The sequence below is a fragment of the Halomonas sp. 707B3 genome, assembly GCF_024158645.1.
In the GTDB taxonomy this organism is placed as follows: domain Bacteria; phylum Pseudomonadota; class Gammaproteobacteria; order Pseudomonadales; family Halomonadaceae; genus Vreelandella; species Vreelandella lionensis.
In genome coordinates, this window is sequence record NZ_JAMZBE010000007.1 from 25,489 (window position 1) to 47,745 (window position 22,257).

Genomic DNA, 22,257 nt, shown 5'->3' on the forward strand with positions numbered 1-22,257 from the left:
TCTACATCTTTATCATGGCCTGCCGCATACGTGGCAACAGGCAGTTGAATCCAGCGGCCTTAGATTGTGGCATGAGCGCACCGCCGAGACTAGATGTAGAGGGCAACCAAAGGCGGGAGGAAGCCGCCCGTCGGTTATTAGAAGGTTTCCCACTCCTCTTCAGCAACAGCGGCTGCAGGGCGCTTCAGTGCCGAACGCGGCTCTTTTGGCGGTGAAAGGTTCTTTTGTGAAAGATTTTGTTGTGAGGATTCCTGGTGTGACAGGCTCGGCATCAGTGAACTGTCCCGAGACAAACGCTGACGAGCCGTTTCACTACTCTCTTCGCCCGCCCCTTCCAAACGGAACGCAGCAATCACGTTAGCCAGGTCCAACGCTTCGTTGGTTAAGCGCTGTGCAGCACTGGAAATTGATTGAACCTTGCTAGCGTTCTGCTGTGTGACGTGATCCATTTCAGAGACCGCCGTATTGATCTGAGCGATACCACTACTCTGCTCGTCAGAGGCGGTGCTGATCTCTCCCATGATATCACTCACGCGCATGACCTGATTGACCACCTGATCAATAGCCTGCTCGGCCTCCTTCACAGCGTCAGCACCTCCGGCAATTTCCTGGGAGGAGGTATCGATCAAACGGCGGATCTCACCCGCGGCATCGGCACTGCGGCCAGCCAAGTTACGTACTTCATTGGCGACCACGGCAAAACCGCGGCCCTGTTCACCCGCTCGAGCAGCTTCCACCGAGGCATTCAGCGCCAGGATGTTGGTCTGGAAAGCGATGCCGTCAATCACCGTGATGATATCGTTCATCTTACTGGCACTCTCGGCAATTCGTTCCATGCGCTCCACAAGCGCCTGCATGCGTTCTCCTGTTTCGCGGCTGGTGGTCGCATTTTGCATCGCAAGCTGGTTGGCTTGGCGGGCATTTTCGGTATTTTGCTGAACCGTCGCGGTCATTTGATCCATGCTGGAGGCAGTTTGCTGCAGCGAGGAAGCCTGCTGCTCGGTGCGGGAAGCCAATTCCTCATTCTGCTGCTTAATATGCTCCGAAGCGGGGGTAACGACCTCTACCTTACTGCCTACCTCAGTAATCAGCCCTGACAAGCTGGCCCGCATCGTTTCCAGAGATGCCAACAGTTCACCCAGCTCATCATCACGCTTGAGGGTCACCCGATTGGCAAGGTTGCCCGCTGCAATTTGGAAGGTGACACGGCGGGCTTCGTTCAGCGACTTCAGCAATGATTTCAGGACGGCCACACTCAGCCAAACCATCAAGATAATGCCGAACAACAGAACGCCTAACTGCCCCCATAGTAGCCACTGCTGCTGACGCTCCGCATTGGCCATTAACGCTTGGGCGGCGGCACGTTCGTTATCCACTAGCAAATTAATGGTGGCACTAATGCTGTCTGAGGTGGGTTTCACCACATCGTTAAACGCCTCAAAGGCGGCAAACCCATTTCCATCGCGTATCGCCGTAAAGGCCGTTTCAGCACCGGTTAAAAATGTGGCCAAATGCGCCGTGAGCCCCTGCTGCACGCCGCTGGCTTCCGTATGCTCATCGGTAAAGCTTTGCCATGTTTGGTTGATATCGGCTTGGAGCGTGGTTAACTGCTCTTCAAGTAGGTCTAAATCAGCTCGGCGGGGGTTGCGCACTGCGGGCTCTAGTGCCTGCAATAGCTGTGCGGCACCTTGCTCGATTTGTTGAAGATCGGCTACCCCTTCAAGCCCGGTTTGGTTAAGGATACGCAGTCGCTCGGCTGAGCTGGTCAAGCCATAAACACCGGCTGCTCCTGCCACTGTTAGCAGCACAATCGCAGCCATCACCATGCCCATGAGCTTAGCTTGCATACTGCTAAAGCTAAAGCGTTGCACCCAACCGCGCAGCCCCGTGCGGCGTAATGCACCATAATGGAGCGCAAAGCCTCTCCCCCGCCCGTGCTGCATAGCGCCGTACCCCTTTACCGCGCGAGCAATGGCTTTTTGTGCTGCTTTACGGCGAATAGCGGTATAGCCAACCACACGTACACCATCCAGCAGCGGCGCTACCGTGGTGTGTACCCAGTAAGTATCACCATTCTTACAGCGGTTTTTCACCACCCCTTGCCAAGTTTTTCCTTTCTCGATGGTGTCCCACATATTTTTAAACACCAGCGATGGCATTTCCGAATCGCGAAAAATGCTATGAGCCTCCCCCATTAGCTCCGCCTGGGAGTAACCACTCACTTCTATAAAGGTCTGGTTGACGTAGGTAATCTTTCCCTGACGATCAGAGCGTGAAATCAACACTTGATCGTCTGAAAGCTCAAACGTTGCTTGGCTGGATGTGCTCATTAAGAACCCCTACTTTTTATATGCCTTTTTTTAAAAGACATGTTTTTCTAAGGAAGGCATGTTTTGCCGATGGCTTGGCGGCCAGAGCTACTAAGCCTATTTAATACGCTTGTATTAATTAAATAGGCAAAAAATATGCCACCGTAAGGGTGGCATATCCAAGCGGTCTGCTTTGGTTTGAGTAGATGCTGGTTAACAGGGGTTAAAATTCATCCCAGTCATTGGTGCTTGCACTGGAGCTTTGCATGCTGGCCTGCTGCTTAGACGGCTTACTATTCGTCAGACGAGGCGCTGCTTGCTTGGCCATTTTCTGAACGTTGCCAAGCTTCTCACGAGCCACACTCGTACTTTCCGCCTGCGCTCCTTCCAGGCGGAAGGCATCAACCACATTGGCTAGCTCAAACGCTTCGAGGGCAAGATTATCTGCTGATGCTGCTATGGACTGCACTTTCGAGGCATTTTGCTGGGTGACGCCATCCATCTCGGCAATGGCCGAATTGATCTGGCCGATACCGCTACTCTGCTCGCTTGAGGCAGTGCTAATAGAGGCCATCAGCTCGCTCACTCGATTAACCTGCTTCATTACATTTTCGATGGCATGCTCAGCCTGTTCAACAGCACTACGACCACCACTGACCTCTTGCGAGGTACTGTCGATCATTTTGCGAATTTCTTGAGAGGCATTGGCGCTGCGGCTTGCCAGCGTGCGCACTTCGCTTGCCACCACTGCAAACCCGCGGCCATGCTCACCGGCTCGGGCGGCCTCGACGGAAGCATTGAGCGCCAGAATGTTAGTTTGAAAAGCAATGCTATCGATGACACCGATCATTTCGGTCATCTTCTCAGCACTTTTGGCGATGCGCTGCATGCGCTCTACCAACTGTTCCATCTGCTGGCGGGTATCGCGGGTACTAGTAGCATTTTGCTGAGCAAGCTCGGTAGCTTGACGCGCATTATCAGTATTTTGCTGCACGGTAGAGGTCATCTCCTCCATGCTAGAGGCCGTTTGCTGCAGCGAAGAAGCCTGCTGTTCGGTGCGTGACGCCAGCTCTTCATTTTCAGCAGCAATCCGCTGAATAGCAGGCGTCACTACGGAGACTCGGTTTTCCAGATCGCTGACGATACTGGCCAAGCTAAACCGCATGGTATCCAGCGAATAGAGCAGCTCACCTAGCTCATCATTACTTTGGCGGCGCTCCCGGGCAGCCAGATTACCTGCGGCGATTTGGAAGGTCATATGCCGTGCACCTTCCAAGCCGCGTAACACCGATTTAAATATCACCACGCTCAAGCCGACCATAATGAGCAGGCCAATTAACATCAGCACCAGTTGAGCAATCAACATATAGTGACGCCCTTGCTGAGCTTCAGCCACCAGCGCCTGCGCTCCTGCGCGCTCTTCGCTGACCAGCTGGCTGCTCAGTTCACGCAGTTGATCGGTGGTGGGTTTTACGATGTCATTAAAGGCCTCAAACGCAGCAAACCCTTGCGCCTGCTCTATCGCCGTGGCGGCAGAGGTGACGCCGTCATTCCAACGTGTCAACGCCTCATTGAATGTCTGTAGTGCATCTGGGGCCGCATGGCTGGTGGCACGATACGACTCCCATAAGCTATATATGGATTGGCTGCCACTCTCTAGAGAGGCTGATAAGGCCTCTAAATCCACCCGCCTGGGGTTGCGCACGGCAGGCTCTAGCAACTCAACGGACCTACCTAACTGGCGTTCTAGACGCTGTAGTTCCGCCACCGCCTCCAAACCTGAACGATTAAGCGTATCCAGACGCTCACCGGATACCACTAGGCCATACACCCCCAAGCCGCCCGCTAACCCCAACAGCAGCAAAGACGCCACTACCATGCCAGTCAACTTGGCCTTCAGGCTGGTAAACTGAAAGCGGGCAAAAAAGCCGCCAAGGCCTCGGCGTGTTAACGCCCCTTGGTGGAGAGCATAGCGGCGGGATTTGCCTTTCTCACGTATCTCGGCATAGACCTGCTCTGCCAACGCGACACGTTTCGCTCCTGCCTTGCGGCGCAGCGAGGTGTAGCCAACAATGCGGTCACCGTCGCGCAGCGGTGCTACGGTGGCATGCACCCAGTAGTGATCGCCATTCTTACGTCGGTTTTTAACCGTTCCCTGCCAGGTTTTACCCGCTTGAATGGTTTTCCAAAAGTTCGCATAAGCGGCTTCAGGCATATCCGGGTGGCGTATTAGATTATGGGGTGCGCCAAGTAACTCGTCTCTCGTATAGCCGCTGACCTCCACAAAGGCCGCGTTAGTATAAGTAATGTTGCCTTTCAAATCCGTACGTGAAATAAGTACGGTTTCTTCCTCAAGCACATATTCGCGTTGGGTAACGGGCTGGTTGTTGCGCATAGAAGGTTCCCCAGGGTAGCTATTTTTTAATATTTTGATTTTTCACTATTATCCAGGTTAAGCGATGCTTTTCACCAGTAAACAGATGTAAAAAAGCGCCGCTCTTTTCAGAGCGGCGCTAATCAAATCCTATTGCCTAAAGCAAAACCAGCGAAGAGCGCTACTTAAATACCACGTTAGCAACATCCCGATAGCGGTTAGCGAAGTGAACCGTCATACCCTCTTTCAGGTACTCGGGCAGCTCTTCGTAATCACGGCGGTTAGCCTCAGGCAAAATGACCTCAAAAATATCGCTGCGCCGTGCTGCAATGATTTTTTCTCTAATACCACCGACTGGCAATACCTGGCCGGTAAGGGTTAGCTCCCCAGTCATCGCCAACGGGCGGTTAATCGACTGATGTTTAGCCAACGACAGCAGTGCAGTCGTCATGGTCACGCCTGCCGACGGACCATCCTTGGGCGTCGCCCCTTCCGGTACGTGCAGGTGCACAAAAGCGGAGTCAAAGAAGTCAGCATCGGCTCCATACTCAGCCAAATGGCCAAGCGTATAGCTGTAGGCGATATTAGCCGACTCTTTCATCACGTCGCCCAATTTACCGGTTAGCTTGAAGCCACGATCTAACGAGTGGACTTTGCCTGCCTCAATAGGCAAAGTAGCGCCACCCATCGAGGTCCAAGCAAGGCCTGTCACCACCCCTTCGCCTTTAAGCACTTTCTCTTTACGGAATAGCGGCGCGCCCAGGAACTCTTCCAGGTTCTTGACCGAGACTTTGACGGTTTCAACGTCCTCTTCCAGCAGCTTCACTGCAGCTTTGCGCACAATACGGTGCAGCTGTTTTTCCAACTGGCGAACGCCTGCTTCACGTGCATAGCCGTCGATCACCTGCTTCAGCGCCGCATCGCTCAAGTTAATGCGCTTTTTCGTCAGGTTGTCGCGTTTGAGCAGCTTCGGCCAGAGGTGATGCTTGGCGATTTGCAGCTTCTCTTCGGCGATATAGCCCGACAGGCGAATTTGCTCCATGCGATCCAGCAGCGGGCCGGGGATGCTGTCCAGCGTGTTGGCGGTACAGACGAAGAGCACCTTGGAGAGATCCATCCGTACGTCGAGGTAGTGGTCCAGAAAGTCGACGTTTTGCTCGGGGTCGAGGACTTCGAGCAGTGCCGAGGCGGGGTCACCCTGGAAAGATTGACCCAGCTTATCGATCTCATCAAGCATGATGACCGGGTTTTCTACCTCAACCTCTTTGAAGGCCTGAACGAGCTTGCCGGGCATCGCGCCAATGTAGGTACGCCGGTGGCCTTTTATCTCAGCCTCATCCCGCATACCGCCCACAGAGAAACGATAAAACTCACGCCCCAACGCTTCCGCAATCGAGCGCCCAATGGAGGTTTTACCCACCCCTGGCGGGCCAACCAGCAGCACAATCGAGCCGCCTACATCGCCTTTAAAGGTGCCCTCGGCAAGGAACTCGACAATCCGCTCTTTCACGTCTTTTAGGCCATCGTGGTCGCGGTCGAGGACTTCTCGAGCATGGGCAAGATCCAGCTTATCCTGGCTGGTTACTCCCCAAGGCAGCGAGGTTAACCAGTCCAGATAGTTGCGGGTGGTGCCATACTCCGGCGAGCCCGTTTCCAGCACGCTGAGTTTATTCAGCTCCTCATCGATACGTGCCTGAACTCGCTCTGGCACCACCAAGGATTCCAGCCGGTTTCGGAAAGTATCCACGTCGTTTTCGCGGTCATCTTTAGAGATGCCCAGCTCACGCTGAATCACCTTCAGCTGTTCGCGTAGGAAAAATTCCCGCTGACGCTCCTGCATCTGGGCATTGACCTGCTCGCTGATTTCGCTTTGCAACTGGGCGACATCGATCTCTTTACGCAGCAGCGGCAGCACTTTTTGCATCCGCTCGGCAACGGGTAGCGTTGCCAGCACGTCTTGCAGCTCTGGGCCTTTGGCCGAGGTAATCGCGGCGGCAAAGTCGGTCAGCGGGCCGGGCTGATGGGGGCTAAAACGGTTAAGGTAGTGTTTTAGCTCCTCCCCGTAGAGCGGGTTAATGGGCAGCAGCTCTTTAATGCCGTTGATGATCGCCATGGCATAGGCACGGGTCTCTTCATCTTCGGCATTGACCGGCTCTTTCGGGTAAGTCACTTCCACCAAGTAAGGCGGCTCTTTGGAGAGCCAGCGCTGGATTTTAAAACGCTGCAACCCCTGAGCAATGAACTGAATCTGTTGATCTTCGCCTTTGAGCTTATGCACCTTCACTGCGGTGCCAATCTCGGGGAAGACTTCATGATCCAGCGACTCAACGCCATGCTCCCCAACAAACGCAACGCCGATAGTGTGGTGTGGCGTGTTATTGACCCGGCGCATGGTCTCTTCCCAGCGCTCGCGGTTAATGACCAGCGGCTGAACCTGGGCAGGAAAGAAAGGACGGTTATGAATCGGTAGCAGGTAGATGCGCTCGGGCAGCATCTCACTGGCAGGCAATAGCGAATTTACCCGCTCCCCATCAGAGCGGTAACCGTTGCTTTTGGGGTTATCTTCTTGAGAATCGTGCGACTCACTCTCAGTAAGCCAGTCTTGATGTTCGTGTTCTCGATCGTAATCCTGGTCGCTCATGCGCCCTCCCATCAACAGTCACTAGTGGCTTGGGCCACTCAGCATTGCTAAAGGAATGTGGGCACACAGGGAAAACTTCAACCCTCAAGGCAATTTAGCCAATGGTTATGAAAGCATTCATGGCCAAAGCGTCGGCATAGGGCGGCCATTTACACGCCATACTCCACGAACGACATCAAACTGCAGATCCCGCGTGCCTAAAGGCAAGCCCAACCAAAGGGCGGCAACCGTTGGGGCATCATGCCAAATAAAATCGCCGTCGATGCGCTCTAGCCAGCGAGCACGTTCATCGGATTTACCAAGAGCCGTGATACTTAACTCATCCAGGCGGCGCGCATCAAAAAACAGAGCCCCCTCGGCATCCACCTGCAAGCCAAGCAACGGGCTATCAATATCAATAGTGGTAACATCTAAGCGCGGAGAATTACTGAGTACCTGGAGCAAATTTGGCTCTAAGCGTGACAATAAGCCTTCTGCCATAGGCAGGCTAGCATCGCCCCAAGCAGCCTCCTGACGCAGCCGACGAATGGTTGCCCGCACTGCATCTCCGTTTAGCCGGGAAAGCTCCGCTTCTATACGGCCGCTTAACAGCGAGGTATCAGGTGCTTCGCTAGGCACACGCACATCGCCAATAATCAGCTCGCCCTTCAAGCGCAACTCACTCTCATCCAGCTCCATATGGCTATGCACATCTAAGGGTGTGACATGAATATCGTAAGCGGGATAGCGCAGCGCTAAACTTTCAATATGCAGATGGTCGCGCTGAGCAAAATGGTAGGCATCTTCAATATAGGTATAACGGCTTTCTAGCTGGGTTGGCCCCAGCGTGAGTTGGGCAAGGCCATCGGTCAGCGTGAGCTGTTCCAGCAACCCGCGCAAACGCCAGTCACCAAACAGCCCCTCTAGCCGAACGCGAGCACCACGAACCGCCAGCTCACGCCCGCTCTGCTGAATCACAAAGGGCGCCAGGGCCAGACGCAGCTCGGTGTGCCCACTCAACGTTTGATAGCGGCCTTGCCAGCGTGGCACCGAAGGCGCCGAGACCTCACCCACCGCTTTCTGCAATACACTATCCAAGCGCGGCAATAGGGTGCCTTCAACATCCGTGCTGAGCACACCATGACGGGCCCGGTAGGTCAGTTCCAAACGCCAAGGCCGACCTAAAAGAGGAGAAAGAACCAGCCCTCCACGGGAGGTTAGCCACCCCTGGTGGTTCTCAATTCGACTGACACGCCACTCGCCCCGCGCCTCCAGATCTTCCAGCGCTTGGCGTAGGCTACGTTCAAAAAGAACGCTGGATAGCAGTTGCGCGACCATCCAGATCACGGCCACGGCCGCGAGGATAGGCACGATCAAACGTTCCTTGCGCATGCTATCTCCTTGAATAGCCTCCCCAAGAAGGCTTCGCTCCATACAAGCAGTAGGCGTGCAACACAGTAAGCATAGCAGTTGATGCGCAGGCTTAACTTAATGCAGCCAAAACCAAAGGTGCATAGTACTCCAGGCGTAGACCCCTGCCATCACATCATCAATCATAATGCCAAAGCCACCGGCTACTCGGCGGTCAGCCCAGCGAATGGGCCATGGCTTAAAGACATCGAAGATGCGAAATACCACAAACCCCCACAGCGCTGCCTCCCAGGAGAAAGGAACCGCTGCCATGGTAATCCAGTAACCAACAAACTCATCCCATACGATCCCTGAGTGATCATGCACCCCCAGGTCATGAGACGTTTTATCGCAAAGCCATACGCCAACCACAAAGGCTGCCAGCACAATGCCTAGGTACCAGCCTAGCGTCAGGTCGGCCATCATCCAGTAGAAAGGAATCGCAGCCAGAGTACCAAAGGTACCCGGTGCCCAAGGCACCGTGCCACTGCCGAGGCCAAAAGCAAAAAAGTGGGTGGGGCGCCGCCAGACGCTCGCCGGTGCTCGGTTCATTGGTCACCCCCACGAAAATGCTGCCAGCCAGTCGCCCCTTCTACAGGCACTCCCGCCACCCCAAGCGCTTCGGTGCAGCGGCCAATAATGCTAAGCGAAAGGCCTAACTCGGCCAGCTGCATTTGCGCTTGAGCAACCTGGGAGGGAGGTAGTGTCACCAGCAGTTCGTAGTCATCACCGCCAGATAGCGCTGCGGTTAAGGCCGCTTCGCTGCCCAGCACTTCGGCTAATCCTTCGGCTAGGGGTAGCGAGTCGGGCTGCAAAGCGACACCTACCTGGGACGCTTCCCGCAGATGCGCCAGATCCGCTAGCAGGCCATCGGAGATATCCATCGCCGCTGTGGCCAATCCGCGTAGCGCAATGCCGGCCTTTAGCCGGGGCTGAGGCAAGAGATAGCGCTGTAGCAACGGGTGTTTCAGGTCGCGTTCACCCTGTTGCCACAACGCTAGCCCGCCAGCACCGCCACCTAATGCACCGGTCACGGCCACCACATCGCCCACCTGCGCGCCCGAACGCGTTATAGCCGTGCCAGTAGGCACTTCGCCCATCACGGTGACGCTAATGCTGAGCGCGCCAGAGGTAACATCGCCTCCAGCGAGTGTCGTCGCGTGCTGCTGGCAAAGCGTGTGAAAACCGCTGGCATAATCGGCAAGCCACTGCTCAGCGGCAGTGTCATCTTTAAAGGCGCGCTGATCCAAGGTGATAGCCATCAAGCACCAGCGCGACTGAGCTCCCATCGCGGCTAAGTCGCTGAGTGCCACGGCTAACCCCCGGTGTCCTATCGCATAGGCGGGGGCATCGTGGGGAAAGTGTACATCGACGACGGATGTATCAACACTCACCGCCAGCTGCTGCCCCGCCTGGGGTACCAATAGAGTGGCGTCATCGCCGCATCCTAGGGCAACGCCATCTGTCGCTTGTGCCTCCTGCGGCGACATAAAGTAACGTCGAATCAGATCGAATTCGGCAAGCACAAAGGCCCCTTAAACGCTTGATCAGGCGGCCCGCTTACAAGCGGCGGGCGCTGACTTCGGCACTTCGTAAGCGGTTTGCCAGCTTATCGAGAATGCCATTCACGTATTTATGGCCGTCGGTGGCGCCAAATGATTTTGCCAGCTCAACGCCTTCGTTAATCACTACGCGGTAAGGCACTTCCATTCGCCGGGAAAGCTCGTAAGCGCCGAGACGAAGAATCGCCAGCTCCACCGCGTCCAAATCTTCCAAACGGCGATCAAGCAATGGGGCAATTTCACGGTCCAGCTCGGTTTTGAAACGCACCGTGTTATGCAGTAGCTCATGGAACAGCGCTTTGTCCGCGATTTCCATGACCTTTACCCAGTTCTCATGATCTTCTAAGTCATCGTCAGCCACTTGGCTACGAAACTCAGCTTCAATCGTGGTAATGGACTTACCGGTCATCTGCCACTGGTAAAGCCCCTGTACCGCTAACTCCCTTGCGGCGTGACGCCCCTGCTGTGCCGCAGAGGGCTTGCGCTCACGACGCTCGCTCATTGAGAGTCTCCTACCGGCAACGCGCGCAGTAGAGACACCATTTCCATCGCGGCCATCGCCGCTTCGGTGCCTTTATTACCGGCTTTGGTGCCTGCACGCTCAATGGCTTGCTCAATAGACTCAACGGTTAATACGCCATTGGCTACGGGCGTATCAAACTCAAGTTGGAGATGGTTAATAGCCGTGTTGCAGCCACCCGCCACGTACTCAAAATGTGGCGTGCCGCCACGAATGACCGCACCGAGGGCAATCACCGCATCCGGCTTCATCACATTGAGTACACGCTTCACGGCCAGGGGCAGTTCCCACGCGCCCGGCACATGAACGATATGGATATTTTCCACATCCACACCGTGGCGTGTCAGGCTATCGACGGCACCTTCCACCAAGCTATCGACCACGTGGTGATTAAAGCGGCCCACCACGATGACATAGCGTCCATCAACGTCTACAAAAGTGCCTTCAATTTGCGAAAGGGGTTGCATCAATTTATTCCTGCTGAAAAGTTGGCTCATACGCCGTGTCATTGGGCCCCAGGCGCTCGACTACTTCAAGACCAAACCCAGAGAGCGCTGAGAATTTCCACGGAGAGCTGAGTAGCCGCATTTTACCAACGCCTAAGTGGCGCAGAATCTGCGAGCCAGTACCAATCGTTAAGTAGTTGCCAGAACCGTCTGAGTCGTTGGTACGCGGCTGGCGTACGCGATCCAGAAAGATATCTAGCTGGTCTTTCAAATCTTGATTAGGACGCCCATCATCAATCAGTACAAACACACCGGCCTGGGCTTGGGCAATTTCATGAATAGCGCGGTTGGCATCCCACCGACACTGCTCACCCTTCATTAAGCCCATCACGTCGCGCAGCGTATCGGCAAGATGCACGCGTACGGTGGTGGCCTGCTCTGGAGTTGGCTGCCCTTTTACCAGCGCCAAATGGTGCGCACCTTGAATGCGATCACGGAACACATGTAGCGCAAGCTTGCCGTGAACGGTCGACACCTGAGAGGTTTCTATATGGTCCACCGTTTGCTCGTTCACAATACGGTAGTGGATCAGATCGGCAATGGTGCCCATCTTAATGCCATGCGTCTTCGCAAACACTTCCAGTTCCGGACGACGCGCCATACTGCCGTCATCGTTCATAATTTCACAAATCACACCGCTGGGGTCGAAGCCTGCCAGCGCTGCCAAATCACAGGCCGCCTCCGTATGACCGGCACGGCGAAGCACGCCGCCCGGCTCGGCCATCAGCGGGAAAATATGCCCTGGCTGAACGATATCCGACGGTTTAGCGTTCGGTGCAACGGCTGCCTGCACAGTGCGCGCGCGGTCAGCCGCTGAAATACCGGTCGTGACGCCTTCGGCTGCCTCAATAGAGAGCGTGAACTTGGTGCCAAAGCCTGAGCCATTGTCCCGTACCATCAGCGGCAAGTTGAGCTGCTCGCAGCGCTCACGGGTCATCGGCATACAGATCAAGCCGCACGCGTATCGTGCCATGAAGTTGATATGCTCAGGCTTCACCATTTCGGCGGCCATGATGATATCACCTTCATTCTCGCGATCCTCATCATCCATGAGAATCACCATTTTGCCCTGGCGAATATCGTCCACCAGCTCAGCGATAGGGGATAAGCCCTCAGAAGAGGAGTGCGCCATGGAATCTCCAAAAAATGTGGTCGCATCGTATGCGATTTCGGGCGTCAGGGTACCTTGCAATGACGGCTTGCGCTAGTCAGCGTGAGGGGTGGCGGTAATCCACCAGTCTTGCCCAACGGTTCGCGACTCTTTAATCGTCAAGCGTTTCTGATCGGCCATCTGGGTAATTCCCGGCAGTGCAAATAGTGGCCTTGCTTCACCGCCTAATAGCGTAGGAGCGACAAATAGCTGCAGCTCGTCGACTAAATCCGCCTCCAGTACCGCTCCCGCTAGCGTTGCGCCGGTCTCTACCAACAGCTCGTTAACCTGCTCATTATCTGCCAGCCAACGCAGCATGTCAGCCAGCGCAATCCGGCCCCCTTCGGCAGGAAGCACCTGAATCTCAGCACCCGCCGCCGCCAGTTTACGCCGTTTCTCTTCGCTATGCTGATCGGTGGTGATAATCAGCGTGCGCCCTGGCTCTCGTAGGCAGGCCGCGGCAAGCGGTAAGCGAAGGCGCGAATCCAAGATCACTCTTAGCGGCTGGCGCTGCACGATCTCGGCGGCGTTATCCAGTGCCAGTTGGTCGGCACGCAGCGTTAAGCGTGAATCATCCATAATGATAGATTCCACGCCGCTCAGAATAGCGCTTGAGCGGGCGCGCAGCCGCTGCACTTGGGTGCGCGCTTGCGGGCCGGTAATCCACTGGGACTCCCCCGACCCCATGGCGGTACGGCCATCCAAGCTCATCGCCATTTTCAGCCGCACAAAGGGGCGCTGACGCTCCATACGGGAAATAAAGCCCGGATTCAGCGCCCGGGCATCTGCTTCCAACAGGCCTACCTGCACCTGAATGCCTGCTGCTTTCAAATACTCAATACCGCCACCGCTGACCTGGGGATTAGGGTCCCCCATCGCCACCACCACGCGCGCAACACCCGCTTGCGCCAGCGCCACCGCGCAGGGCCCTGTTCGCCCGGTATGTGAGCAAGGCTCTAGCGTGACATAAGCGGTGGCACCCTGGGCGGCGCTGCCTGCCGCCTTTAGGGCGTGAATTTCTGCATGGGGTTCTCCCGCACGCACATGGTATCCCTCGCCCACAATGCTGCCTTCCGCGCTGCCATCAAAGTGCACCATCACACACCCCACCCTGGGGTTGGGGTCGGTGGTATAAAGCCCGCGTTTGGCTAGCTGGATAGCGCGAGCCATGTAGCGATAGTCGGCGGTGGAGAATTCACCCATTACGATGCTCCGTGCTGTGTCCCACTGCCCTCTGGCTCATCCGTGGGCTCTTGGGAGAGGCGGTCGATTTCCGCCCGGAACTCGTCTAAATCCTGAAATTTACGATATACCGAGGCGAAACGAATATAGGCCACTTGATCCAAGCTACGCAGCGCTTTCATCACCGCTTCACCAATCTCACGCGCGTTGACTTCACGGTCGCCACGGGCGCGCAGCGTCTGGCGAATACGCTCTACCGACACTTCAATCGCTTCAGCGCTTACCGGGCGCTTTTCCAGCGCGCGCAGCATACCGTCGCGTAGTTTCGCCTCATTAAAGCTCTCGCGAGAGCCGTCGGATTTTACGACCCGCGGCATAATCAGCTCAGCGGTTTCATAAGTCGTAAAACGCTCTTGGCAGTTGGCACACTGACGGCGGCGGCGCACCTGGTCGCCTTCCGCCACCAGCCTGGAATCTGTCACTCGGGTATCATTTGCACCACAAAAAGGGCAATGCATGGCAGTCAACCTATTATCAGTACGCACTAGTAGCTGTGCGTGCAGCGTGTCAGCCTGTACGAATAAAAAGCGCTACAAGGCTTCATGCCCTGCCCGTTATTCGCCATTTTATAAACTGTTTTATCGCCTATTGTCAGCGGCAGCCTTATCGCTGCCCTTACGGCGTAGCTGTGTTATACAACGCGTATCAACACGGTATTGTAACGATTTGGCACACAAGCTGCAGCGTTTGTCGAAGGTTGATTTATAGGACGCCCTTTATGACCCCTTTCGAGCAGACCGTTCACCACTACCTTACCCACCTGTATGGCCCCCGTGCGGGGGAAGTACAGCGGCGTATTGGCCAGCATCTTGCGCATTTTCGTACCGCCTCGACGGCTTCCCCACCCGCTAGCACGGCGGGCCACGATGCACCAACATGGAGCGAAAAAGATCAGTGGGTCATTTGTTACGGTGACTCCATCTTGGATGAAGGTACGCCGCCTTTAGCGGTGCTGGATACTTTTCTACAGCGCTATCTGGGCGACACCATTAGCGGGGTTCACGTACTGCCCTTTTTCCCCTGGAGCAGCGACGACGGCTTTTCGGTGATTCACTACCGCGAGGTCAATAGCGAGCTGGGCGAGTGGGCGCATATCCAAACGCTAGCCAGCCACTATGACTTGATGGCTGATTTAGTGCTGAACCATGTCTCCAGAGAGTCGCTCTGGTTTGTGGATTACCTGACCGGCAGCCTGCCCGGTCGCGACTACTTTATAGAAGTTGATGCGGATGCCGATGTCTCCCAAGTCACCCGCCCGCGCAGTAGCCCACTTCTAGTGCCGATCTCTACGCGCCGGGGTACGCGCCACGTGTGGGCGACTTTCTCGGAAGACCAAATAGACCTCAACTTCGAAAACCCGGATGTGTTGCTAGAGTTCGTGGGTATTCTGCTGTTCTACCTACAGCAAGGGGTGCGCATTATTCGCTTGGACGCGGTGGCGTTTTTGTGGAAGCGATTGGGCACCTCCTGCATTCACCTGCCAGAAACCCATACGGTGGTGCGCTTACTTCGCGCCATCGTGGATGAAATAGCCCCCGGCACGCTGCTGATCACCGAAACCAACGTGCCCCATGCCGAAAACATCAGCTACTTTGGCTTGGAGCGATTAGCGGAAGGCGCTCCCGATGAAGCCCACATGGTGTACCAGTTCGCCCTGCCGCCATTGCTGTTGCACACCCTCACCCGCGGCGAAGCGACGACGATACAAACGTGGTTAAACAGCTTGCCGGTGCTGCCTGATCAGTGCACCTACTTAAACTTCACCGCGAGCCACGATGGTATTGGCGTACGGCCGCTAGAAGGCCTGCTGCCTGACCATGAACGCGACGCGCTGCTGGAGCTGATGCATCGCTTTGGTGGGTTTGTCAGCATGCGCAGTAACCCTGATGGCAGCGACACGCCCTACGAGATCAACATTACCTGGTTTGAGGCCATGCGTGGCACCCGCCGCGGGCCAGACCCATGGCAAATTGCGCGCTTTCTATGCAGCCAAGCGATCATGCTCAGCCTGCAAGGAATACCCGCACTCTATATCCATACGCTCACCGGCACGCTAAATGATGTCGAAGGCGTGGAGCGCAGCGGCCGCTTACGCTCGATTAACCGTCGCCGCTGGCAGCTTGATGAGCTGGCACTGCTGCTGGAGAGCCCTTCCACCCCCACCCATGACGTTTTCCATGCCCTTCATCGGCTACTAGAGCAGCGTCGCCAAGAGCCCTGCTTTCACCCCAACGCGCCACAGCGCGTGATACACACGCCACCCGAGCTGCTAGCCATCGAGCGCGGGCCACTCCGTAACGGGCGACGACTGCTCGCGCTGTATAACGTCACCGATGGTAAGTGTGATCTCGCTCTCGCAGGCGATGCCCTGAACCAAGCGCTCACTCAGCACGACTGGCAGCCGCTTGACCCACTCACAGCTCACCACGAGGAAACACTGCCGCCTTATGCCGTACGCTGGCTGGTTGCTGACGCGTAAAAATTGCGACATAACGACTCAGGGCAACGAGAGATAATCGTTAAATAATCTTGTTCTGACACACTCACGCTAAACCACTGGTGAAAGCGTGAGTGACTATGTTGCAGCAAAGCGTTGCGATTGGGCCCATGGGGTTTAGTCTGCATCAATTGATGATTGGATTTGCCTTTTTACTGGCCCTGCTAGCGGGTGCGCTTATTGGTCAGCGGCATCGCGTGGCGGTCAGCGATACGTTATTTACCCTGCTATTTGTGGCGATGGTGGCCGCACGCCTCGTCTTTGTTGTGCGCTACTGGAGCGACTATGACGGCTTGCTGTCGCGCCTGGATATTCGCGATGGCGGTTTCGATATACTCGGTGGCGTAGTGGCGGGCCTTGGCTACGCTGGGTGGACAATGTGGCGCTCACCGCGCCAACGAGCGCCACTTGCCGGGGCGCTTTTAGTAGGCGGTTTGGCCTGGGGCTTGACGGCTGGCAGTACGCTACTGATCGAACAGCAGGCACGCCCACTGCCCACTACTCCGCTTGCTACACTCAGCGGCGAGCCTATTACCCTGCCCCAACTTGCTCAGCAGCAGCAACAGCCCATGGTGGTGAACCTCTGGGCAAGTTGGTGCCCGCCATGTATTCGTGAAATGCCGGTGTTTGAAGAGGCCCAGCAACAAGCGCAAGACATCACCTTTGTGTTCGTTAACCAAGGTGAAAGCCTTCAGCAAATCGAAGCTTTTATGAGCGAAAACAGCTTTGATTTGAATAATGTATGGCAGGACCCGCGCAATGCCCTGGGCCAAACCACCGGTGCTCATGCCATGCCCACAACGCTTTACTACAACGCGGATGGACAGCTCGTGAGCACCCATTTTGGCGAGCTCTCCCGCGCCACCTTGCAAGATGGCCTTTCACGTATTCGCTAATATATTTTGCCTCACGGCACCACACCAAGCCGTTTTCATAAGGATAGTGCTATGCAACGTGTTTTATTACCCCATGTTGGCCGTTTCGCTTTACTTGCCGCGCTGGGTAGCCCAGCGGCAGCCAGCCATGCCGACGAGCTACCAGCCCCCGTGCAGGCGCTGGCCAACCAGGGCTTAACGATTCATGGACAGTTTGATGCGCCAGGTGGAATGCGCGGCTTTGGGGCCAGCGTGCAAGGGCAAGATATGGCGATTTATTTAACACCTGATGGAGAACACGCCATTATTGGCACGCTGGTAGACAGCGAAGGCAGCGACCTGACTGAGGCACAGCTTGACGAGCACGTACGGGCACCCTTAGAGGCCGAAACCTGGGAACTGCTTGAAGAGAGCCGCTGGATTCAGGATGGCGACCCGGATGCCCCACGCATCATCTACACCTTCACCGACGCCAACTGCCCTTATTGCCGTCAACTGTGGCAACAAACACGTCCCTGGGTAGAGGCTGGCGAGGTTCAGCTGCGCCATATTATGGTCGGTATTCTCGCCCCCAATAGCCCTGCGTTAGCCGCCACCATTCTCGGCGCTGACGACCCCTCCGCTGCCCTGCACCGTCACAGTGAAGGTGATGAACTCTCCCCCAGCGCACAGCCACGGGATATCGAAGAGCAGGTATATGCCAACAACCAGCTCTTTGAAGAGCTAGGCCTCTACGCCACCCCCACCAGCGCTTTCCAACGTGAGGCTGAAGGCGGCACTGTGCGCATTGACCGAATCCAAGGCCTCCCCAGCCAAGAACGCCTCATTGAGATGATGGGTAGCGAAGCGCCTTAAGTAGCTAACAGCACAGGCTTTTACTAAACGGGCGGCCTTATAGCCGCCCTTTTGGTGTGTCTTAACGCGTTTTACTCTTCAGAGAGATTTTCGAACCGTGGCATGCCAACGTTCCAGGGTTGGATGTCACCTTTCTCACCAAAATTAGCGTGGTCGCCTAGCACATGGCCGTCATGCTCGCGGGTTTGGCCGTAGAGCGAGCGGTTGTGGAATGTGGGGCCGAATCGCTCGGCGGTTTCTGCAACATCGCCGGTGTAGCGCGGGTCTTGGGGGCGCTCTTGGCTATTGATGTAGTAGGCAATATCCCAGGCCTGCTGGCCGGTTAACGAGCGCGGCTGGCCCAGGGGCATGTTTTGGTAGATGAAGCCGGCCATGGTCTCTACCCGTGCAATACCAGCTCCCCAGTTGTTGGAGCCATCGCCCCAGGGGGCAGGGAACACATACTCGCCGTTTTCATAGTGCCCGGAGCCATCTTCCTGGTGGCAGATGGTGCAGTTTTCCTGGTACGCCGCCTCGCCTCTGGCATAGCTGGGTGTTTCTGGCTGTTCAGGCGCTGGGAAGCCACGGCCATAGATCGATTTATCCGGGTACATCGGCGCGCCGGTGGCGAGCCACTGATGGTAGGCGCTAAGCGCCAGCATTTCATCGCTGCCATACTCAGGCGGCGTGCCGTTCATGGAGTAGGCAAAGCAACCTGCAATGCGCTCTTCTAGGTTGTTCACATGCTGATTTTTGCCGCGAAAATCCGGCAAGGTGACCGCTGCTGGCCATACCGGCGCGCTAAACGGTACGCGACCCTCTCCCAGGTGGCAGCTTGAGCAGTTCATATCGTTGAACACATACTCCCCTCGCAGCTGCTGGGTATTGGTAAATAGGTCATAACCGTAGCGGATGACTTTTTTAAGCTCTGGATGGAGATCCGAGGCCTCCAAGTCTTCCATGGTGGGCGGTTCGTGTACTAGCTGATTCAGCGCGGCATCGGCCCGCTCCTCCTGCTGGGCAAACGCATTCGCTGCGTAGAGGCTCAAACCGGTGCCCACTGCAAGCGCGCTGCTGGATAGCGCGATCACTATATAACGATGGTAAGTGCTCATTGTGTGGCCTCCCATTCAGCGGCGGGCTGGGTGGCGTACCACGCGGAGACCGCCTGAATATCCTCTTCACTCATGCGCTTGGCAATCGCCCCCATTAGGTTTTGAGGGTCGTTGCTGCGTGTGTCATTCTTCCAAGCGTTGAGCTGTGCACTGATATAGCCCGCATGTTGCCCAGCAATGCCGGGGAACGTCTCTCCCACACCCTGGCCGCCCGGGCCATGGCAACTCTTACAGGAGACAATATAAGCGTTCCAGTCGCCCCGTTCGGCCAGCTGCTCGCCGCGAGCCAGCAGCGCTTCATCGGCATTGTCGCCGCCTTGGCCTGGCGTCGCGGGTAGCTGGCTGTAATACGCCGCTACGTCGGCAATTTGCTGATCGTCGAGCATATTGGCGAACGTCACCATCGTCGCGTTCTGACGGTCCCCGGCTTTAAAATCGTGCAGCTGCTTAGCGATGTAGTTGGAATTTAAGCCTGCCAAGCGCGGCCAGGATTCGCCGCCGGAAATGTTCATGCCTCCTCCGTTGGCTTGGTGACAGGCCACACATGTCGCCGATGCCGCTTCACCCCGCTCGGCATCTCCCTCTTGAGCTATGCTGCCACTCGCCATCAAGCAAGCGCCCATCAGCAGGCTAAGCCTGCCCCACATTGATGTTTTCATTACTCCCCCTGATCGCGTCGGTTGTTATGGAATTGCTTTATAGCGGTGACACCGTGGGAATCGTGAGATGCGCATAGAAGCCCCCTGCTTTTGCGTTCTCAAAACGCACGTCGCCACCAAAACGCTCGGCAATCGCTGCAACGATGGCCAACCCCAGACCACTGCCCTGCTGCTTACTGGCCCGCCAAAAACGTTGTGTCAGTTGGGCCAGTGTCTCTTCATCCACCCCGGGGCCTTGGTCATGCACGGTGAAGGTAATGTCGCTATGCGTTTGTTCTGCCGTCAGGGTGATGGGCGCTCCGCGTGGCCCGTGATGCAATGCGTTATCCACTAGGTTACGCAGCGCCGTAATCGCCAGCTCTCTGGGCATGGCCAAATACACATGAGGCAGCACTTCAGGCCACTGGCACTGCCCCTGAGCAGCGGCGCTATCAGCAACAGCTAACTCAACAACTTGGGCTACTTCGCTTGGCTCACCATCATCAAAGCGCATGCGGCCTTCCACACGGGCCAGCGTGAGCAGTTGGTCTAAGGTGTGGGCCAAGCGCACGACGCCTGCTTCGGCATACTTAAGGGCTTCTTGAGCAGCCGGGCCTTCAGCACGTTGGGCGACCTGTAGGTGCGTCTTAATAGCGGTGAGAGGGGTGCGCAGCTCATGGGCGGCGTCATTGGTAAAACGCTGCTCCCGCACCAGGGTTTGCTGCACGCGTATTAAGAGGCTGTTGAGCGTATCGATAAGGGGCTTAATCTCTTTCGGCACGCCGTAGGTAGCCACCGGTGCCAGCGCTTCTGGGTGGCGGCTGGCTAACGACTCACGCAACCGTGACAGCGGTGCCAGCCCGCGCCATATACCCACCCATAGCGCAATCAGGATGCCGGTTAACGCCACCACAAACGGCACGACGGCTACCCGAACTACCCCGTTTAGCAGCATCGTGCGCTCATCCATTCGATCCGCCGTGGTAATGACCAGGCCGCCGCGCTCGTAGGTAAAGACGCGCCAAGTGGTATCGCCTTCCTGGCGGTAGGTGTGACCGCGCTGCCCTGGCGCTAGCACGCTATCCATGTTGGCGTGGGTGCGAGCAATCACCTCTCCGCGTGGCGAGTGCACCTGGCAGGCCAGCCCCTCGATGGGTGGAATGGCAAGCGTCGTCATCATGCTCTGTTCCCACACCTCCTCCGGCAATTGATGCACCAGCCCGGCCACCATGCGCGCGGACTGAGCCAAACGCTGGTCCAGGGTGGCGACAAAGGTTTTCTGCAAATCGTTGAGCAGCCAAGCAGCCGCAACGCCCCATAGCAGCGCCAACGTCAGCCCAAGCGTGAGTAGCAGGCGGGCGCGTAGACTCATCGCTGCCCCTTAGGCGTTTGCCCCGGCGCAAGCACGGCTTCTGGCTTGCCCAAGCGGTAGCCCAGGCCGCGCACGGTCTCGATAATCCCACTGCCCAATTTGCGGCGCAGATGGTGAATATGGACATTGAGCGCATTACTCTCTACGTCATCGCTTAGCCCATAGAGGCTATCTTTGAGCTGGTCCGCCGAGAGCACGCTGCGCGGGGCGTGTAAAAAAGCCTCTAACAGCACCAACTCACGGCGGGAGAGCGCTATCAGTTCGCCCGCTACCCGCACCTCCCGAGCGCTGGGGTCTAGTGTCAGCGCGCCATGCACGGTCAGCCCTTGGCTGCGCCCGGCTACGCGCCGCAGTAGCGCATGTAGTCTTGCCACCAGCTCATCTAAATCAAAGGGCTTCACTAGATAATCATCGGCCCCGCTTTGCAGCCCATCCACTCTGTCGCGCACGGCATCCCTGGCAGTCAGCATGAGCACAGGTGTCGTCACGCCCTCATCGCGCCAGGATTGCAGCAGCGCCAAGCCATCGCCATCGGGTAGTCCACGATCAAGAATCACCACGTCGCTAGCGACACTTTGCATCGCCTGACGCGCAGCCTGCACCGAGGTAACGTGCTCTACCACGAAGTGGTACATCATCAGCCCAGAACGAATGCCAGAGGCCACCAGTGGATCATCTTCTATGAGTAGGACGTGCATAGCGGTTTCCTTGTGATGGAAGCAGCATGACAAACGTGCATTAACCGAACGTTAAGCCCTTTGGCAAAACCCTTGCACCAGATCAAAAAAAGCGCCCTTACCAGGGAAAGTAAGGGCGTCATCGTGAACGGAGTTGCTCACTTAGCGAGCGATACGCTGGGCAATAAACCAGCCCAGCACCATCGCCGCCAGCAGTGCAAGAAGCGGCAGCGTTAGCCCACCAATGGAGGCAATGGCAGGCCCAGGGCAGTAACCGGAAAGCCCCCAGCCCACCCCAAACAGCGCCGCGCCGCCTAGCAGCTTGGCATCAAGCTCCTGCTTGGTTGGCAGTTGAAATTTGGTGCTAAAAAGCGGCGTACCGCGAGCGAATACTAAGCGGTAGCCCACAAAGGTAGTGCCCACAGCGGCTCCTAGTACAAACATCAACGTTGGGTCCCAGACACCGGTAATATCTAAAAAACCCAGCACCCGCGCGGGGTCTGTCATCCCAGAGATCGCTAGCCCCAAACCAAACAGCAGGCCTGCAATGTAACCC

General features: G+C 56.5%; 19 protein-coding genes. 3 read left to right on the forward strand and 16 right to left on the reverse strand.

Annotated elements, in window-relative coordinates; all coding sequences use genetic code 11:
• Positions 1-137: 137 nt before the first annotated feature.
• The 11 genes from BIS10_RS02035 to nrdR form a co-directional block, all read right to left on the reverse strand.
• Positions 138-2,330: a methyl-accepting chemotaxis protein gene (locus BIS10_RS02035; RefSeq protein WP_253501934.1), complete on the reverse strand. Its 2,193-nt coding sequence runs from the start codon at positions 2,328-2,330 to the stop codon at positions 138-140.
• A 202-nt stretch (positions 2,331-2,532) separates the two neighbouring features.
• Positions 2,533-4,704 carry a PAS domain-containing methyl-accepting chemotaxis protein gene (locus tag BIS10_RS02040; protein ID WP_253501937.1) on the reverse strand — a complete coding sequence of 724 codons (2,172 nt, stop codon included), beginning with the start codon at positions 4,702-4,704 and terminating at the stop codon, positions 2,533-2,535.
• A gap of 160 nt (positions 4,705-4,864) precedes the next feature.
• Positions 4,865-7,324, reverse strand: a complete 2,460-nt coding sequence (gene lon, locus BIS10_RS02045) for an endopeptidase La (protein ID WP_253501940.1) — start codon at positions 7,322-7,324, stop codon at positions 4,865-4,867.
• Between the two features lie 117 nt (positions 7,325-7,441).
• Positions 7,442-8,695: a DUF945 family protein gene (locus tag BIS10_RS02050; RefSeq protein WP_062375004.1), complete on the reverse strand. Its 1,254-nt coding sequence runs from the start codon at positions 8,693-8,695 to the stop codon at positions 7,442-7,444.
• A 96-nt stretch (positions 8,696-8,791) separates the two neighbouring features.
• Positions 8,792-9,265, reverse strand: a complete 474-nt coding sequence (locus BIS10_RS02055; RefSeq protein WP_044630377.1) for a phosphatidylglycerophosphatase A — start codon at positions 9,263-9,265, stop codon at positions 8,792-8,794.
• Positions 9,262-10,239: a thiamine-phosphate kinase gene (thiL, locus tag BIS10_RS02060; RefSeq protein WP_058578374.1), complete on the reverse strand. Its 978-nt coding sequence runs from the start codon at positions 10,237-10,239 to the stop codon at positions 9,262-9,264. The genes BIS10_RS02055 and thiL overlap by 4 nt, the downstream gene beginning before the upstream one ends.
• Positions 10,240-10,273: 34 nt before the next feature.
• On the reverse strand, positions 10,274-10,777 hold the full coding sequence (gene nusB, locus BIS10_RS02065; protein ID WP_044630379.1) for a transcription antitermination factor NusB: 504 nt from the start codon (positions 10,775-10,777) through the stop codon (positions 10,274-10,276).
• Positions 10,774-11,262 (reverse strand): 6,7-dimethyl-8-ribityllumazine synthase, encoded by a 489-nt coding sequence (gene ribE, locus BIS10_RS02070; protein ID WP_044630380.1) that lies wholly within the window; start codon positions 11,260-11,262, stop codon positions 10,774-10,776. Before ribE ends, nusB begins: the two co-directional genes overlap by 4 nt.
• 4 nt (positions 11,263-11,266) lie before the next feature.
• Positions 11,267-12,433 (reverse strand): bifunctional 3,4-dihydroxy-2-butanone-4-phosphate synthase/GTP cyclohydrolase II, encoded by a 1,167-nt coding sequence (gene ribBA, locus BIS10_RS02075; RefSeq protein ID WP_213262907.1) that lies wholly within the window; start codon positions 12,431-12,433, stop codon positions 11,267-11,269.
• Positions 12,434-12,505: 72 nt separating this feature from the next.
• On the reverse strand, positions 12,506-13,654 hold the full coding sequence (gene ribD / locus BIS10_RS02080) for a bifunctional diaminohydroxyphosphoribosylaminopyrimidine deaminase/5-amino-6-(5-phosphoribosylamino)uracil reductase RibD (RefSeq protein ID WP_044630382.1): 1,149 nt from the start codon (positions 13,652-13,654) through the stop codon (positions 12,506-12,508).
• Entirely contained in the window at positions 13,654-14,151 is a 498-nt protein-coding gene (gene nrdR, locus BIS10_RS02085; RefSeq protein WP_044630383.1) for a transcriptional regulator NrdR, read from the reverse strand. The genes ribD and nrdR overlap by 1 nt, the downstream gene beginning before the upstream one ends.
• Before the next feature lie 260 nt (positions 14,152-14,411).
• Between nrdR and BIS10_RS02090 the strand changes: the two genes are divergently transcribed.
• The 3 genes from BIS10_RS02090 (at position 14,412) to dsbG (ending at position 17,920) form a co-directional block, all read left to right on the forward strand.
• Entirely contained in the window at positions 14,412-16,172 is a 1,761-nt protein-coding gene (locus BIS10_RS02090) for a sugar phosphorylase (protein ID WP_253501943.1), read from the forward strand.
• Positions 16,173-16,270: 98 nt separating this feature from the next.
• A complete protein-coding gene (locus BIS10_RS02095) occupies positions 16,271-17,086 on the forward strand; it encodes a TlpA family protein disulfide reductase (RefSeq protein ID WP_083025622.1) in 816 nt (271 codons plus the stop codon).
• A gap of 51 nt (positions 17,087-17,137) precedes the next feature.
• The gene (gene dsbG, locus BIS10_RS02100; protein ID WP_253501946.1) at positions 17,138-17,920 is read left to right on the forward strand and encodes a thiol:disulfide interchange protein DsbG; all 783 of its coding nucleotides are present in this window, start codon (positions 17,138-17,140) and stop codon (positions 17,918-17,920) included.
• Positions 17,921-17,991: 71 nt separating this feature from the next.
• Here the strand turns inward: dsbG and BIS10_RS02105 are convergent, their stop codons facing one another.
• From BIS10_RS02105 to BIS10_RS02125, 5 genes are all read right to left on the reverse strand, one after another.
• Positions 17,992-19,014, reverse strand: a complete 1,023-nt coding sequence (locus BIS10_RS02105) for a c-type cytochrome (protein WP_253501949.1) — start codon at positions 19,012-19,014, stop codon at positions 17,992-17,994.
• The gene (locus tag BIS10_RS02110) at positions 19,011-19,673 is read right to left on the reverse strand and encodes a cytochrome c (RefSeq protein ID WP_083025617.1); all 663 of its coding nucleotides are present in this window, start codon (positions 19,671-19,673) and stop codon (positions 19,011-19,013) included. Before BIS10_RS02110 ends, BIS10_RS02105 begins: the two co-directional genes overlap by 4 nt.
• 37 nt (positions 19,674-19,710) lie before the next feature.
• Positions 19,711-21,024, reverse strand: coding sequence for an ATP-binding protein (locus tag BIS10_RS02115; protein ID WP_083025616.1), 1,314 nt, complete (start codon positions 21,022-21,024; stop codon positions 19,711-19,713).
• Positions 21,021-21,722 carry a response regulator transcription factor gene (locus tag BIS10_RS02120; RefSeq protein WP_062375013.1) on the reverse strand — a complete coding sequence of 234 codons (702 nt, stop codon included), beginning with the start codon at positions 21,720-21,722 and terminating at the stop codon, positions 21,021-21,023. The genes BIS10_RS02115 and BIS10_RS02120 overlap by 4 nt, the downstream gene beginning before the upstream one ends.
• 141 nt (positions 21,723-21,863) lie before the next feature.
• Positions 21,864-22,257, reverse strand: a 394-nt coding sequence (locus BIS10_RS02125; RefSeq protein WP_253501952.1) for a DUF6691 family protein, incomplete at its 5' end; no start/stop codon positions are given.

Coding starts and splice junctions, on each gene's coding strand:
- ribBA (WP_213262907.1), bottom strand. CDS start 12,433: ATGGCGCACTCCTCTTCTGAGGGCTTATCCCCTATCGCTGAGCTGGTG.
- BIS10_RS02115 (WP_083025616.1), bottom strand. CDS start 21,024: ATGAGTCTACGCGCCCGCCTGCTACTCACGCTTGGGCTGACGTTGGCG.
- BIS10_RS02105 (WP_253501949.1), bottom strand. CDS start 19,014: ATGAGCACTTACCATCGTTATATAGTGATCGCGCTATCCAGCAGCGCG.
- nrdR (WP_044630383.1), bottom strand. CDS start 14,151: ATGCATTGCCCTTTTTGTGGTGCAAATGATACCCGAGTGACAGATTCC.
- BIS10_RS02055 (WP_044630377.1), bottom strand. CDS start 9,265: ATGAACCGAGCACCGGCGAGCGTCTGGCGGCGCCCCACCCACTTTTTT.
- ribD (WP_044630382.1), bottom strand. CDS start 13,654: ATGGGTGAATTCTCCACCGCCGACTATCGCTACATGGCTCGCGCTATC.
- BIS10_RS02110 (WP_083025617.1), bottom strand. CDS start 19,673: ATGAAAACATCAATGTGGGGCAGGCTTAGCCTGCTGATGGGCGCTTGC.
- ribE (WP_044630380.1), bottom strand. CDS start 11,262: ATGCAACCCCTTTCGCAAATTGAAGGCACTTTTGTAGACGTTGATGGA.
- BIS10_RS02090 (WP_253501943.1), top strand. CDS start 14,412: ATGACCCCTTTCGAGCAGACCGTTCACCACTACCTTACCCACCTGTAT.
- BIS10_RS02050 (WP_062375004.1), bottom strand. CDS start 8,695: ATGCGCAAGGAACGTTTGATCGTGCCTATCCTCGCGGCCGTGGCCGTG.
- BIS10_RS02040 (WP_253501937.1), bottom strand. CDS start 4,704: ATGCGCAACAACCAGCCCGTTACCCAACGCGAATATGTGCTTGAGGAA.
- BIS10_RS02095 (WP_083025622.1), top strand. CDS start 16,271: ATGTTGCAGCAAAGCGTTGCGATTGGGCCCATGGGGTTTAGTCTGCAT.
- BIS10_RS02120 (WP_062375013.1), bottom strand. CDS start 21,722: ATGCACGTCCTACTCATAGAAGATGATCCACTGGTGGCCTCTGGCATT.
- lon (WP_253501940.1), bottom strand. CDS start 7,324: ATGAGCGACCAGGATTACGATCGAGAACACGAACATCAAGACTGGCTT.
- dsbG (WP_253501946.1), top strand. CDS start 17,138: ATGCAACGTGTTTTATTACCCCATGTTGGCCGTTTCGCTTTACTTGCC.
- BIS10_RS02035 (WP_253501934.1), bottom strand. CDS start 2,330: ATGAGCACATCCAGCCAAGCAACGTTTGAGCTTTCAGACGATCAAGTG.
- nusB (WP_044630379.1), bottom strand. CDS start 10,777: ATGAGCGAGCGTCGTGAGCGCAAGCCCTCTGCGGCACAGCAGGGGCGT.